This window comes from Pseudoalteromonas sp. SS15 (assembly GCF_049257195.1).
Taxonomy (GTDB): domain Bacteria; phylum Pseudomonadota; class Gammaproteobacteria; order Enterobacterales; family Alteromonadaceae; genus Pseudoalteromonas.
Map to the genome: position 1 here is coordinate 223,532 of NZ_JBMMUD010000004.1, position 15,227 is coordinate 238,758.

Genomic DNA, 15,227 nt, shown 5'->3' on the forward strand with positions numbered 1-15,227 from the left:
TAAAAGCTAGAGAAAAGAGATCTAGCTTTTTACTGAGTTTGAATTAATCACAATCAAATTCTGGCCAATCTACTATGTAGTCTTCAAAATCTTCTTCGATATCTACCGTATTATCTTTAGTGACTCGACCTTGAATACTAACACCAAGCTCATTCATTTTGTCTTTTTTGCCTTTATTCAGCAAAGGATGCCAACTTGCTAAGCCCCTCCCCTCATAAAGGCGCCTGTAGCTACAACTATTTGGCATGAAAAAAATATCTTTCAGATTATCTTTAGTGAGTTTGACACAAGATGGCACGAGTGTTTGTCTTTCTGCATAACGTGTACATGCACACGTCTGCTCATCAATGTACTGACAAACTAAACTTGAATATATAAGTGTTTCTCCCTCTCGTAGGTGATCCGTACTTGCAAAGTCCTCTTCATCACTGTCTATAAAAGAATGTAGACAACACTTACCACATCCATCACAAATGCTTTCCCACTCTTGGTCATTCATTTGCTCAAGCGATTTAGTTTGCCAAAATTGTTCTGCGCCCATTGTTTTCTCAAATTACTATAAACGCGTAAATTTTACTTGATGCAAGCATGACAAGCAAAGGGCCAACAAACGTTGACCCTAAAAGCTCAAATTAGCGTTGTGATTCAACCCATTTTTTAATCTTAGATTCTAGAATTGGCATTGGCAGTGCGCCATCAATCAAGATTTGAGTATGAAATGCTTTGATATCAAATTTGCTACCAAGTTGTTGTTCTGAATAATCTCTTAACTCTTGAATTTTAAACTGACCAACCTTGTATGAAACTGCCTGACCTGGCCAACCAATATAACGTTCAACTTCTGCCGTAACATCAGACTCAGCCATAGACGAGTTCTCTAGCATAAACTTAATTGCTTGCGCTCGTGACCAGCCCTTAGCATGCAGACCTGTGTCAACAACAAGGCGCATCGCCCTTAATTGTTCGTCAACTAAGCGACCATACCACATGAGTGGATCTGTGAATAAACCAAGATCTTTACCTAGGCTTTCTGCATAAAGCGCCCAACCTTCAGCAAATACAGTGTACCCGCCAAACTTTCTAAAGCTTGGAAGACCCTTTACTTCTTGCTGAAGTGCAATTTGAAAATGGTGTCCAGGTGCGGCTTCATGAATAGATAAGGTCTCTACTAAAAATTTCGGCTGTGCTTTCAAATTATGCGCATTAATATAAAATACACCCGGTCGACTACCATCAGGTGCAGGCGCAGCATATGATGCACCTGCTGCAGATTCTGCTCTAAAAGCTTCAACCAACTTTACCTCGTAATCAGCTTTTGGGGCTACATCAAATAACAATGGCACTCTTGCATCAATTTTTTTCTTAACTTCAACATAGGCATTGATCAATTCATCTGCAGATTTGAAATAGAACTGTTCATCTTCTCTTAAAAATTCGAAGAAAGCTTGTAAGTCACCCTCAAATTTTAATTGACCTTTTACCCATTCCATTTCATTTCTTATACGCGCAACTTCGCTTAAACCAATTTCATGGATTTCATCCGCGCTCATGTCTAAAGTGGTATGGTTCGCAATCTGATATTCATACCAAGCTTTACCATTTGGTAACGAGCTATAGCCAACAGTTTCACGACTGTTAGGTAGGTACTCTGTATTCAAAAAGTGCGTCATTTTCTTATATGCTGGTACAAGTTTTTCAAGGACCATGAATTTGTATTTCGCTGTTAACTCTTCTTTTTCTGTTTTAGTGAAAGAATCAGGGAAGTTATTAATTGGCCCCCAGAAAACTGATTGAGTTACGTCTTCTACAATATGAGCTTCAAACTGAGGAATGAGTTTAGTGGTTAAAGCTTTTGGTAAGACAACGCCTTTTTCTATCCCAAGGCGCATATTCGACTCTATACCTTCAAGCCATTTAATAAATCCATCTGCTCGAGAAACAAAGTTGTTATAATCTTCAACGCTATTAAATGGCTGAGCGCTTTGCCCAGAGCCTAGGCCGGCAAATACATTATGCAAACCAGACATTTGATTGATTGGCATCATATAACTTGGAAATTCAAAACCTTGTTTAGAAAAGGCAAGATCGCGTTTTAGAATCTCATAACTTAGTAATGCTTGACCCGACAAGTTATTTTTATCAATCTTATCTAGCTTCTGTTGATATGACGTTAGTAATTCATATGTTTTTTTAAGACTTTCATCCGTTGCAGCAGCATCAAACTTATCATTGACACCTTGCTTGCCCATATACGTGCCCGAGATTGGGCTAAGTTCAATCATTGAGTTGAAGTAATCTTCGCTCAAATGGTTAACTAGTTCATTTTGATTAAGTTGTTGGAGAGATTCTGGGGAACGCTGTTTGTCAGTGCCTGTGGCACTACAACCAACCAAAGAAGCAGTTAAAGCGATAGCTATTAGAGAGTATTTAAACATCATGTGTCCTTATTAAGGTATTTATGACAGTGTGCCAGAGCTTAATAAAAAAACCATGTGTAAATTTAAGTTTAAACGCTTTGTTACACTTTTAAAGGCAACACAATATGAACACTTAAGCCACCCAGCGGACCGTTTGAGGCAAAAATGTTTCCTAGATTCGCTTCGATAATTTGCTTACATAAACTTAAGCCAACACCTTTATGTTTACTTGAGTTTTGTCTTGCTTCATCTAGGCGCACAAGGGGGTTGAATATATCTTTGAATAAATCTGAAGAGATCGCTTCTCCTGAGTTATCTATATTTATACTAAGTGCATCTGATTCATTATCAATGTTTATTGAAATATTCATTTGTGAACCTCCATGTGCAATGGCATTATCACAACACTCATTAAATACAGTGATCAGGCCTTGTTGATCGTATTCTAAAACCAGCTCCATTTGCTTTGCAGTTAAGGAGTTTTCATCAGGAAGCGCTAGACTCAACTTCGTATTGTCAGCATTGATAGATTGAATGTGTGATAATAAGTCTTTAACCGTATGTTGTTTCACTTTTAAAGTTTGGATATTTGGCGATACTTGCATTAAATGATCGATAAACAAATTGAGTTCATCAATTTTATTCATCAATTTACCGTAACTTGTGTGCACATTATCTACAATATTATGCTGAAGTGATTCCACTTGAACTTTCATCACTGTCAGTGGCGTTCTTAATTCGTGAGATAAATCAGCAAATAACTTTTCTTCTTTTTGTTTAACCGCTTCAATGCTTGACTCTTGCTGAAGTTTCTCTTTATGAAGATTCTGATTTAAAACATCAACTTGCGTTTCAAGATATGTGACAAGTTGATTTTGTACTGATTTGTTTTGTATAGCCAAGGCGACTGTAAACAGGCTTACCTCTAACAAATACCCTATTTTTATATAATCCGAAATCTCTAGACTTGGAAAAATATTGCCATAACTTGCACCGACAATCGTCAATACATTTACAAATAGGACATGATTAAAGAGGCTTAACGAAAAAACTCTTATACCCGGGGCTTTTTGATACCAACTCCAATAAGCTGTATATAAAAACAAAGGAATAATCAAAGTGCTCAGGACTAAATTAAAAAATACAGTGTTGAACCACAATGAAACCGGGATCAGAACAAGATATGCGTATAATAAATACGTATAGATTTTACAAAGCACACGATTAAATTGCTTAAGTTGTAAGAAACTCTTGATAAAAAGCAAATGAAAAATTGGCACTGATGTCATTAACAGAGTTGAAAACGAGCTGGACTCACCGCCTAACATAGGCCAAAAATACTTTGAGGTGAAGCCAGACATATCCAATACAATCATTAAAAAAGTGAATGTCCATAGTGCATAGAAAATATTGGTTCTATTAGGGTTAAAAAATAGATTTACGCTAATTATGAGAAGAATAGCCATGACAATACCAGCTATTGCACCATTAATAAGTGTGCTTTTTTGGGAAGTGGCTAAATAATGATTGTAGCTATGTAATCGCATATTGGCAGGTGCATTTGCAAACGTTCTGTATTCGATTAAAAGTGTGTGTTTTCTATTTAGATTTAAATTTATAGGAATATAAAGCTGGGGGTCGTAAATCGGTCTATCATAAAATGTATCATTAGCATCAAGTTCGAACTTTAACTTTAAGCTCGTGTCCTCAATTTCATACATTCGAAACAAAGGAAGTCTTGCATAACCGAAAGAAAGATACCAATTTTCTAAATCAGACTGGTTTTCAACTTCAAGTTTTAACCATTTACTGTAATTATGAATTTGTGGCTTCTGTTTTAGACTATGCGCTACAACCCAATTTCTGTTATCTCTAATAGCCTCAGTGTCAAATAAGTTATTGTCATAGTTAAGGTGCATCAAGGCAAAGTCCTTAAGCTCATAGACCGTACCATGCTTATCTAGTACTAAGTCACTTGCTTTCACAGCAAAACTGTAAAGGACAAAACACACACTTAAAACAATAAAATAACAAAAACGCATCAAATAGAATCAATTAAGAATTATTAATATTTACAATTTATGAACCAACTATGGATCAAATATGGATTGTATCAGATTACACACTAATCAGATTGTAAATGAATGTAAAAACATAAATCTGTAACTATATGTTTCTATAATGTTCTCAATTATTTTTATGTCATTAAACACTTGAATGATTACACAATCACCAAGATGAAATATTTCTGTAATATTTGTCTGTTTTAATGCCGCCTGAAACAAAAACTTCATGAAAATGCCATATAAGGCATAAACAAAACGAGAACATTATGAGTGCTTCTAATCAGCAAACACTTTTCAATAAAATCGTAAACTGGGCTGCAATTGCTTTCTTAGTTTATTTAGTATTAGTTGCCGTTGGTACAGTCAGTGGTGGTTTTAAATTAGCATCTGGCGGTAGTGCTGGTGCTAAAGAGATTTTCTCATTCGCAACCAACCCATTTGTTGCCTTATTACTTGGTGCACTTGCAACAGCACTTGTTCAATCATCTTCAACTGTAACTTCTGTAATAGTAGGTTTAGTTGCTGGTGGATTGCCTATCAGTATTGCAATTCCAATGGTAATGGGTGCAAACATTGGTACTACAATTACTAATACATTAGTTTCTATTGGTCATATTCGTTCTAAAGAAGAATTCCAGCGTGCATTTTCAGCATCAACAGTTCATGACTTCTTTAATCTTCTTGCGGTATTAATCTTCTTACCACTTGAGATCATGTTCGGCTTGTTAGAGAAATTTGCATCTAGCCTGGCACATTTATTTGTTGGTGATGCAGATCTTTCACTTAAAAGCTACAACTTCATCAAGCCACTCGTAAAACCAGCTGTAGGTTTAGTTAAAGACGCAGTAAGCTTCTTAGACGGCAAAGCAGTTGGTATTGCAATGGTTGTTATCGGTATTGCGATGATCCTGTTTGCTGTAACTACGCTTGGTAAACTATTGAAAAAAGCACTAGTTGGTAAAGCAAAAGATTTACTACATGGCGCAATCGGTCGTGGCCCTATTGCAGGTATCACATCGGGTGCCGCAGTTACTGTAATGGTTCAATCATCTTCAACCACTACTAGCCTAATGATCCCGTTAGCAGGTAGCGGTGTATTCACTACACGCCAAATTTATCCATTCACGCTAGGTGCGAACATTGGTACTACCATCACAGCACTACTTGCAGCAACGTCTATCACAGGTCCAGCAGCAGAAGTGGCACTAACCATTGCCCTAGTTCATGTAATGTTTAATGTATTTGCAGTAGCCCTAATCTACGGCATGCCTTTACTTCGTGAGATTCCATTACAACTTGCTGACAAACTTGCAAAGATTGGCGCTGAAAATAAGCCAGCAGCGTTAGGCTATGTACTTGGTTCATTCTTCGTACTACCTGGACTAATCATGTTCGCAGTAAGATAAACAACTGTGAAATAAATGAAAGAGGAGCCCTGCTCCTCTTTTTTGTTTTTATTGATCTCCTTCATATTAATTCAATAATTTCCTTGCAATTAAATTCTGCTAAGTCTAAATTGACTTTCAAATTTTACTGAAACTTTAAAAATGATTTTATCTCAGAAATTAGAAAACTTTGTATTGCACTGTGGTGAAATGGGTAGCCGCTGGGGTTTTAACCGAACGATAGGTCAAATGGTTGGTCTGCTGGTTATCAGTGAGCAGCCTCTTAGTGCAAATGAGATTGCTGAAGCACTTAGAATTAGCCGTGGTAATGTCAGTATGGGGATCAAAGAACTACAATCTTGGCAACTGGTTAAAGTCATTCATGTCCCTGGTGATAGAAAAGAATACTATGCACCAAATGGGTCTATTTGGGATTTGGCAAATAAAGTTTTTGAAGAACGAAGAAAAAGAGAAATCGATCCAACACTTACCTTACTTAGAGATTCGATTATAGAACCGGCTCAGTCTAATGAAGAAGCTTATGCGCAAGAGCAAATGCAGCAGATCCATGACTTATTAGAAACGGTAACTAAATGGTCAGCCGAATTACAAAGACTCTCACCTGAACAATTACAAACTCTCATGAAGCTTGGCTCTTCGGTTAGCAAAGTAATAGATTTAAAAGATAAGCTTTTAAAGAAATAATTTCACACTTGCAGGCATTATGCCCAATCAAAAAAGGCAGCTATGAAGCTGCCTTTTTTATATGAGAATCGTACTAGATTTTTGGATAGCCAATTCTATCTGATAGGTAACCAACGCTCGTTGCAAAGTAATAAGAGCGATTCCAATGCATTAAGGCTTTGTAGTTATCATACGCTAAATACATACGACCATTGATGTCATCAGGCATAACTAACGCAGCTGTAATATCTACTTTAGGTAAGTCTGAACCATCCGCTCTTCGTAAACCCAGAGCTTGCCAGTCACTTAAAGAACGCTCTGAATCTTTCCAGTATTCTAGCCATTGTTTACGCGTCTTAGTGCCTCGTTTTAAAACATATTTATGGTCAAAGTTTTCAGGTAGTTGGATTTGGCGACCCCAAGTGAGATTGTCATTCCAACCAGCTTGTTTTAAATAATTAGCAATTGAAGCAAATGCATCAACTTCAGTCGTCCAAATATCTTTTCGCCCGTCACCATCGTAATCAACGGCATAAGAATTAAAAGAAGTTGGCATAAACTGAGTTTGACCCATAGCCCCAGCCCAGGAGCCTTTGAATTTATCTAAACTAATATGACCATCTTTTAATATATCCAGTGCAGCCCAAAGCTGACGCTTATATAAAGCCTCTCGTCTGCCATCGAATGCGAGTGTAACAACAGAGCTGATAACAGGGTGACCACCTTGAATACGGCCGAAGTTACTTTCAAGCCCCCATAGGGCAACGATGAATCTAGCTTGGACGCCATATTCTTTCGCGATCGATTCTAAAACAGGCTTATGCTTAGCATATAGGTTACGAGCCCTATCAACTTTCCACTGAGGCACGCGTTTTGGTAAATAAGTTTCTAAAGTCTCAACCACTTCTGGTTGATTTTTATCTGCTTTTATAACTTTCTTTTTAAATTTAACCGTTGCAAAAGCTTCGTCAATTAAGGCCTGACTATAACCCTTTTCTAGCGCTTCAACTTTCAATTTTGAAACGTATTCATCGAATTTTGCTTGCGTATTTGCAAAGGCTGAAAATGATAAACTCGAAGCGACTAATATAGGAAGAACGAATTTAGACACTATCTACTCCGTTTTGTTTTTTTAATTCATCCAAAAGATTGTCTTCTTTTGGCGGTAATTGTAAATAAAACCCTTTTTCAGTTAACTCAGACTGAACAAGATTAATATCAGCAACACCTAAACGCTCCCTCTTTGATAAATCGAACATCATGACGTAAATTGGTGTACCAAACATACCCATTAAAGGTTCAGGAATTTTGCTAAAATCATCACGTTTTTCTATGTAAAGGTAAGTATCTGCTCTTTTTGAGCTTTTGTAGACCGCAGTTAGCATTATAACCCTATAAATTCTTGCTTATATCTTGACAGCACTATAACATGACTAAAAATATAATTGGAAAGTTTAGCGAGCAACAACTAATAAGCCTGATTAAGCTTTTTTGCAATGTTCAATAGCCTGTCTTTCTAATTTTATAAACTGGATAATTATAAGAACTGCGTAATATGTCTGAACAAACATTCGAGTTGAAAGGCAACCTTTTCACTCTTTCTGTATTACATCTATTTACTGTCGACTTGGCTCTATTACGCAAAGAGCTAGACGAAAAGATTTCACAAGCACCTAAATTTTTCCAAGGTGCGCCTATCGTAGTTAATCTTTCGCAAGTTCAAGAGGAAGCAATTGATTTTCTTGAGCTTCGTAACGCAATTTCTGCTTTACAACTCAACCCTGTTGGTGTGTGTAACGGTTCTGAACAGCAAAATATTTCCGCTAAAGAAGTTGGCTTATCAGTGCTCAATTATAGCCAAGATGTGCAAAAGCCAAAATCTAATACTTCAGCTGAGGTTATAGAAAAAGAGGTGTATCTACCGCCTCAAGTTATTCAAACAACAGTGCGTTCTGGCCAACAAATTTATGCAAAAGGCAGAGACTTAATTGTGCTTGGAGCGGTTAGTCACGGCGCTGAAGTGATCGCAGATGGTAATATTCATATTTATGGTACTTTGAGAGGCCGTGCAATAGCAGGCGCCTCAGGTGCACAAGATGCGGCAATTTATTGTCAACAATTAAAAGCTGAGTTAGTTTCAATCAATGGTAGCTATTGGTTAAGTGAATCACTTCAAGGTGAATATTGGGAACAACCAGCACAAATAACACAACGTAACGAATCTTTAGAAATAACAGCTTTGGTCAAAGGATAATTCAGATGGCAAAAATTATTGTCGTAACTTCAGGTAAAGGTGGTGTAGGTAAAACTACCTCTAGCGCAGCAATTGGCACAGGCCTGGCGCTAAAAGGATACAAAACAGCCATTATTGACTTTGATATTGGCCTTAGAAACCTTGATTTAATTATGGGTTGTGAACGCAGAGTCGTTTATGACTTTGTTAACGTTATTAATGGCGAAGCAAACTTAAATCAAGCACTGATCAAAGACAAAAGAGTTGAAAAACTCTATATCCTTCCTGCATCACAAACACGTGACAAAGATGCGCTTACAAAAGAAGGCGTTGAAAAAGTTTTAAATGAGTTAAAAGAAGAATTTGACTATATTGTATGTGATTCGCCTGCAGGTATAGAAGCTGGTGCTATGATGGCGCTATATTTTGCGGATGAAGCAATTGTAACAACAAACCCTGAAGTATCTTCTGTACGAGATTCTGATCGTATTTTAGGTATTTTGCAAAGCAAATCTCGTCGTGCTGAGCAAGGGTTAGATCCCGTTAAAGAGCACTTACTTTTAACAAGATATAACCCGCAACGAGTTAATGCAGGCGAAATGTTGTCTGTGGAAGATGTACAAGAAATCCTTGCTATTGACCTTCTTGGCGTGATCCCCGAATCAACAGCAGTGCTAAATGCCTCTAACTCTGGTCAACCTGTTATTCTTGATAATGAATCTGATGCGGGTCAAGCTTACGCTGATGCAATTAATCGATTACTCGGTGAAGTCGTTGATTTCAGATTCTTAGAGGTTGAGAAGAAAGGTTTATTCAAGCGTATATTTGGAGGATAGAATGTCATTACTCGATTATTTTCGCTCAGAAAAGAAATCAAGCGCTTCGCTGGCTAAAGAGCGACTTCAAATTATCGTTGCACATGAACGCTCAAAACGCGGCACGCCTGATTACTTGCCACAATTAAAACAAGATATTTTAGATGTTATTAGAAAGTACGTGAAGGTCGATTCTGACGCTGTAAACGTCCAATTTGAACAAAATGAGGATGATTTAGCAGTTCTTGAACTTAACGTCACATTACCTGATGACGAAAAGTCTTAATAAAAAAGCCTAGGCAATGCCTAGGCTTTTTTATTTTCATCGACAAACTTTAGCTATTGCCATTCCACAAGAACGTCTTTTAAAAACTCCCATCGCCAGGATTTAAGTAGATCTGGCCTAATTAATAAATCCCTTGCTTCATCAGTGTGTTTCCATTTCCAACTGATCAATTGATTAATTTGTTTTTTTGAAGCAAATACGTCAGCAGGAATTTCAGTGGTCGAAGCCACTTGCTTTATTTTAGTTGCAATGTCTTTTGCAGCTCTTTTGTATTGAGGATAATCAATCAAGCGAAGTAATTTCTCAGGACATGCTTCTATATCTACTGATTTTGCCTGCTCAATGAGGTTTAGAATTTCTTTACCAGACCGATTCACTTCCATAGCCTCAACACCAGGAATATTTCTCATAGAAGAAATGTTTGTTGGGCGCCGTCTAGCTATCTCAACCATATTTTGTTCTTTTAAAACAAAATTCAAAGCTAAATTTTTATTCTTAGCTTTACTCCTTCTCCACGGAGCAAGCAGTTTTAAAGCAGCTAAATCTCGCGGTTTAAGTTGCCACGCATTTTTAATATCTTGGTAAAGTAATTCATCTGGTAATTCGTAAGAACGTTTCTCAATAAGCAATTGGCTTTCTTCAAGTACGATATGGGTTAAACCCTTTTCAGAGATTTGCTTAGAAATATAATTGAAACAAGGTAGCAAATAAAACACATCACTGGCTGCGTAATCTAATTGCTTCGTTGTCAATGGCCTCTGTAACCAGTTTGTCCTTGATTCACTTTTATCAATTTCTATTTCAAGGATTTGCTTAACCATATTTGCAAAACCAACACAATTGCCTTCACCTAATAATTGCAAAGCAAATTGAGTATCGAACATCGGAGTTGGAACAAAACCAGCGAAGTTATTGAACACTTCAATGTCTTCAGACGGTGAATGAAGTATTTTTAATACATCATCTGATTTCAAAATTTCCCAAAAAGCAGAATAATCTAACGCTACTAATGGATCTATTAATGCTAAGTTTTGTCCATCATAAACTTGGATCAGTGCAACTTCAGGATATAAAGTACGACGACGCATAAACTCTGTATCTAATGCCAATATAGTGGCGTCACCAATTGCTGTTACAAATTCATCTAGTTGTTGCTGCTCTGTAATGACTTGGTACTGCACTTTCACTCCTAAGCCTTGGGTTATAAAAAAACCGGCTTTCGCCGGTTTTTATCAATCTTTTAAAGCACGCCTTAGAATTTTTCCGACGTTAGTTTTAGGCAACTCGTCGCGGAACTCTACTAGTTTCGGTACTTTATAATTAGTTAAATTATCTCGACAATGACTGATTATATCTTTTTCTGTTAAAGATGGGTCTTTTTTAACAACAAATACTTTAACTTGTTCACCACTTACTTCATGCGGTACGCCAATGGCAGCAACTTCAAGTACACCATCATGCATCGCAACAATTTCTTCAATTTCGTTAGGGAACACATTAAAACCAGACACTAAGATCATGTCTTTTTTACGGTCAACGATATAGAAGAAACCTTCATCATCGTAAGTCGCAATATCACCCGTTGCAAACCAACCATCTTTAAGACATTCTGCAGTAGCTTCTGGACGATTATAGTAACCTTGCATTACCTGCGGGCCTTTAACGCAAAGCTCGCCGGCTTCACCTTTAGGTGCTTCTTCACCGTTTTCAAGAATAATCTTGAGTTCAGTACTCGGTGCAGGTAAACCGATTGACCCATTGTAACCATCTAAATCATAAGGACAAATTGTAACAAGTGGTGCGCACTCGGTAAGTCCATAGCCTTCCATTAGCTTGCTCTTGGTAACCGCTTGCCACTTTTCTGCCACAGGGCGTTGAACAGCCATTCCGCCGCCTAGCGACATTTTCAACTTAGAAAAGTCTAAATCTGAAAATCCAGGAGTATTCAACAAGCCATTAAATAAAGTATTAACCCCTGTGATAGCAGTGAACGGGTACTTAGCTAATTCTTTAACAAACCCGGCCATATCGCGCGGGTTGGTAATTAAGATATTATGACCACCATACTTCATAAATGTTAAGCAGTTCGCTGTTAATGCGAAGATGTGATAAAGAGGCAATGCGGTGATCACGACTTCCTTACCTTTGTCTAATACATTATCTAAACAGCCCGATACTTGCTCTAAGTTACCCACCATGTTGCCGTGTGAGAGCATTGCACCTTTAGAAACACCAGTAGTACCACCCGTATATTGCAAAAATGCTAAGTCATCCCTATGAATATCTGGTGCTTTATACGCATTCGGATTAGCACTAACTACTTCATTAAAAGGAATAGCATTAGGTAATGAAAATGGCGGGACCATTTTTTTCACGCGCTTAACCACGAAGTTGACTAGATGCTTCTTAACTCCGCCTAACATGTCGCCAATTTGTGTAAGTAAAACGTGTTTTACGTTTGTCTTACCAATCACGCTTTCAAGGGTATTGGCAAAGTTTGCAAGAATAAAAATGGCTTTAGTTTCAGAGTCATTCAACTGATGCTCTAATTCACGTGCTGTGTATAAAGGATTTACATTCACTACGGTACAACCGGCACGCAGCACACCTAAGATACTAATTGGTGTTTGCAATAAGTTCGGCATCATCACCGCAACCTTATCGCCTCGACCTAACCCTAATGTATTTTGTAGATAGCTAGCAACTGCTTTTGTTGCAATATCAACTTGTTGATATGTCATCGTTTTTGACATATTGCTGTACGCAGGTAAAGACGCGTACTCAGTAAAACTTTTGTCAAATAATTCAAGCAGTGAGTTGTAGTGCTCTGGATCAATTGTTTCAGGCATACCTTTTGGGTAACGCTTTAACCAAATTTTATCCACAGTAACTCCTCGTTTATCGTTTTTATTTTAATATTAACCTTAATCTATCTAAGGCACTTTAACAATTGAGCAAAAACTCTAATTTAACGATATTCCCACATTTCTCTCCAATGTACAATCAAGTTTCATTATATGCGGCGAAATGAGATGAAATTGTTTGTAAAGTTTGCGCTGCATTTTCCATATGGCAGTGATGCCCTCCTGGCATAACAGATACCATCAAATTTCGAAAACAATCTCTAAATAATTCTAGTTGAGCATCTATCATGGGGTACCCCTGCTCTGCTTTTATAAACAGTGTTGGAGTGTTAATACCATCTAAACAAGACAAAGCTTGTGCTGTAGAGAACCTGAAACCTGAATGTTGCTTTAAACGTGGATCTGTTTTCAGTTTAACGCCTTGTTCTTCAATCTTCGTATTTCGCTTCATCAAAAGTTCGGCGTTATCATAATCTAAGTCTGATACCTTCATTCTTGCCTTAACAACATCATCAAAACTTTTAAATGATTTGCTTTCCAAACTCTCAGATGACTTCTTTCTTTGTTTAAAAGCGTTTAATAACTGCTGTTTTGTATCGCTCGGTTTGGTTGTGACTATCCCTATTCCATCAATCAAACTCATAGCTGCAATGCGTTCAGGATAACAGGCGGCATATAGATTACAGATCATGGCTCCCATTGAGTGGCCCACTAAGAAAACTTTATTGAAATCAAGCTCTTCTATTAGTGCTCTCAAATCATAGACATAATCAATGAAATAATAGTGGGCATCATGACTTTTCCAGTGAGATTCTCCATGCCCTGGTAAATCGATTGCGAGCCAAGTGTAGTCTACCGTATTCAAATCCTCAGCGAAGATCGGAGCAAAACTATTGCAGTTATCTAACCAACCATGAAGGCAGATAACCAAGTTTTTACCACTTCCTTTAATCTTTCCAGATAAACCAAGCTGCTTTAAAGCTTTAAACGTATTTTTTTCGCTACTTGTCATATTTTCATTATTTAAAAAACACTTAACTGGTAATATCTTTACCTTACTTAAAATTAAAAGCAAAAATATCAGTAAACAATAGCTAAATATTATTCGTAAATAATCGAGTCTTATTGCTAGATATTTATCTGAACACACGGGAAGAAATAAGGAACTAATATGAAGTACGCGATGAGCGCATTAACAACATCGTGCTTAATGGCTTTTGGTAGTCATGCATTTGCTACCGAAGCACCAAAGAATATTATTTACATGATTGGTGATGGTATGGGCCCAGCTTTTACCACTGCATATCGTTATTATTCTGACAACCCAAATACCAAAGTAGTAGAACCCACTATATTTGACCAAATCCTTGTTGGTATGGCACACACCTACCCCGACGATGATACTTATGTCACTGACAGTGCAGCAGGTGCGACAGCTCTTAGTACAGCAACTAAAACCTATAATGGAGCAATTGCAGTCGACACGCATAAAAAACCTTTGAAAACCATGCTTCAAGTAGCGAAAGAAAAAGGCATGCGTACTGGTTTAGTATCGACTTCACAAATAAACCACGCTACACCTGCAAGTTTCGCAGCACATAATGAATCTCGTCGTAACTATGATGAGATCGCTGATGATTACTTCGACGTAAAAATTGCAGGAAAGCTACCCGTCGATTTAATGCTTGGTGGTGGCGTGCAATATTTTAAACGCAGCGACAGAAACCTAATTAAAGAGTTTGAAAAAGCAGGTTATCAATATACGTCTGACTGGCACAAATTAAATCAAATTGAACAATTACCAGCACTGGGGCTATTTGCTGACAAAGCGTTTCCTCACGCAATAGATGAGAATCCAAACCGCTTAGAAAAAATGACGTTTAAGACTTTAGATCTAATATCTAAAAACAATGATAAAGGTTTCTTTATCATGCTAGAAGGCAGTCAAATTGATTGGTGCGGCCACGCAAATGATATTGCATGTGCCATGAAAGAAATGCACGACTTTGCCAAATCAATTGAACTTGCCAAAGCGTATGTTGACCAAAACCCTGACACATTATTAGTTGTAACCGCCGACCATTCTACGGGCGGTTTAACCCTAGGTGCGAATGGCAAATACACTTGGTTACCTGATGAGGTGAAAAAAGTGAATTCGTCTGTTATGACAATAACCAAGTCACTACTTGAAGCTGATGATTTAAAAACAGCTTGGTCTCAACATACAAGTTTAGCGCTTAGTAAAGACGATTTAGCTTCTCTGTCAAAAGCCAAAAAAGACGGTGATGAAGCGCTTTACAAAGCCATCAATAAAGTCATTAATACAGCAACTTATACTGGCTGGACGACAAGTGGTCATACTGCAATAGATGTACAAGTGTTTGCTTATGGTAAAGGCTATGAGCAATTTATAGGGTCGCAGAACAACACTCAAATTGCAGAAAAACTAATTCACTTTATCGAAAAGTAATTTATCG

The 15,227-nt window shown here is 37.5% G+C and carries 14 protein-coding genes; 6 read left to right on the forward strand and 8 right to left on the reverse strand.

Translation table 11 applies throughout. The features are described from left to right. Positions 1 to 43 precede the first annotated feature (43 nt). The 3 genes from AAEU28_RS10260 to AAEU28_RS10270 form a co-directional block, all read right to left on the reverse strand. Positions 44 to 541 (reverse strand): YcgN family cysteine cluster protein, encoded by a 498-nt coding sequence (locus tag AAEU28_RS10260; protein ID WP_421964025.1) that lies wholly within the window; start codon positions 539 to 541, stop codon positions 44 to 46. A gap of 91 nt (positions 542 to 632) precedes the next feature. After that, positions 633 to 2,435 carry a DUF885 domain-containing protein gene (locus AAEU28_RS10265; protein WP_421964196.1) on the reverse strand — a complete coding sequence of 601 codons (1,803 nt, stop codon included), beginning with the start codon at positions 2,433 to 2,435 and terminating at the stop codon, positions 633 to 635. 83 nt (positions 2,436 to 2,518) lie between these two features. Continuing rightward, complete coding sequence (locus AAEU28_RS10270) at positions 2,519 to 4,402, reverse strand: 7TM diverse intracellular signaling domain-containing protein (RefSeq protein ID WP_421964026.1); 1,884 nt, start codon at positions 4,400 to 4,402, stop codon at positions 2,519 to 2,521. Between the two features lie 347 nt (positions 4,403 to 4,749). Here AAEU28_RS10270 and AAEU28_RS10275 point away from each other — a divergent pair, with 347 nt between their 5' ends. Together AAEU28_RS10275 and AAEU28_RS10280 are read left to right on the forward strand one after the other, a co-directional pair. Then, positions 4,750 to 5,889: a Na/Pi symporter gene (locus tag AAEU28_RS10275; RefSeq protein ID WP_421964027.1), complete on the forward strand. Its 1,140-nt coding sequence runs from the start codon at positions 4,750 to 4,752 to the stop codon at positions 5,887 to 5,889. Positions 5,890 to 6,030: 141 nt separating this feature from the next. After that, a complete protein-coding gene (locus AAEU28_RS10280; protein ID WP_349287025.1) occupies positions 6,031 to 6,573 on the forward strand; it encodes a GbsR/MarR family transcriptional regulator in 543 nt (180 codons plus the stop codon). Between the two features lie 73 nt (positions 6,574 to 6,646). Here AAEU28_RS10280 and AAEU28_RS10285 read toward each other — a convergent pair whose 3' ends face one another. Both AAEU28_RS10285 and AAEU28_RS10290 read right to left on the reverse strand, forming a co-directional pair. Next, on the reverse strand, positions 6,647 to 7,663 hold the full coding sequence (locus AAEU28_RS10285) for a lytic murein transglycosylase (protein WP_421964028.1): 1,017 nt from the start codon (positions 7,661 to 7,663) through the stop codon (positions 6,647 to 6,649). After that, entirely contained in the window at positions 7,656 to 7,937 is a 282-nt protein-coding gene (locus tag AAEU28_RS10290) for a YcgL domain-containing protein (RefSeq protein WP_421964029.1), read from the reverse strand. The genes AAEU28_RS10285 and AAEU28_RS10290 overlap by 8 nt, the downstream gene beginning before the upstream one ends. A gap of 170 nt (positions 7,938 to 8,107) precedes the next feature. Here AAEU28_RS10290 and minC point away from each other — a divergent pair, with 170 nt between their 5' ends. The 3 genes from minC to minE are packed head-to-tail and all read left to right on the forward strand — an operon-like array spanning position 8,108 to position 9,886. After that, positions 8,108 to 8,806 carry a septum site-determining protein MinC gene (gene minC / locus AAEU28_RS10295; protein ID WP_421964030.1) on the forward strand — a complete coding sequence of 233 codons (699 nt, stop codon included), beginning with the start codon at positions 8,108 to 8,110 and terminating at the stop codon, positions 8,804 to 8,806. 5 nt (positions 8,807 to 8,811) lie between these two features. Next, the gene (gene minD / locus AAEU28_RS10300) at positions 8,812 to 9,621 is read left to right on the forward strand and encodes a septum site-determining protein MinD (protein WP_421964031.1); all 810 of its coding nucleotides are present in this window, start codon (positions 8,812 to 8,814) and stop codon (positions 9,619 to 9,621) included. A 1-nt stretch (position 9,622) separates the two neighbouring features. Continuing rightward, positions 9,623 to 9,886 (forward strand): cell division topological specificity factor MinE, encoded by a 264-nt coding sequence (gene minE / locus AAEU28_RS10305; protein ID WP_058032510.1) that lies wholly within the window; start codon positions 9,623 to 9,625, stop codon positions 9,884 to 9,886. A 53-nt stretch (positions 9,887 to 9,939) separates the two neighbouring features. Here the strand turns inward: minE and rnd are convergent, their stop codons facing one another. The 3 genes from rnd to AAEU28_RS10320 form a co-directional block, all read right to left on the reverse strand. Then, positions 9,940 to 11,067 (reverse strand): ribonuclease D, encoded by a 1,128-nt coding sequence (gene rnd / locus AAEU28_RS10310; protein WP_421964032.1) that lies wholly within the window; start codon positions 11,065 to 11,067, stop codon positions 9,940 to 9,942. Between the two features lie 51 nt (positions 11,068 to 11,118). Further along, positions 11,119 to 12,771 carry a long-chain-fatty-acid--CoA ligase FadD gene (gene fadD / locus AAEU28_RS10315; RefSeq protein WP_421964033.1) on the reverse strand — a complete coding sequence of 551 codons (1,653 nt, stop codon included), beginning with the start codon at positions 12,769 to 12,771 and terminating at the stop codon, positions 11,119 to 11,121. A 118-nt stretch (positions 12,772 to 12,889) separates the two neighbouring features. Beyond that, on the reverse strand, positions 12,890 to 13,762 hold the full coding sequence (locus AAEU28_RS10320) for an alpha/beta fold hydrolase (protein ID WP_421964034.1): 873 nt from the start codon (positions 13,760 to 13,762) through the stop codon (positions 12,890 to 12,892). Between the two features lie 159 nt (positions 13,763 to 13,921). On the opposite strand from AAEU28_RS10320, the gene AAEU28_RS10325 reads away from it, so the two are divergent. Then, a complete protein-coding gene (locus tag AAEU28_RS10325) occupies positions 13,922 to 15,220 on the forward strand; it encodes an alkaline phosphatase (RefSeq protein ID WP_421964035.1) in 1,299 nt (432 codons plus the stop codon). Positions 15,221 to 15,227: the final 7 nt, after the last annotated feature.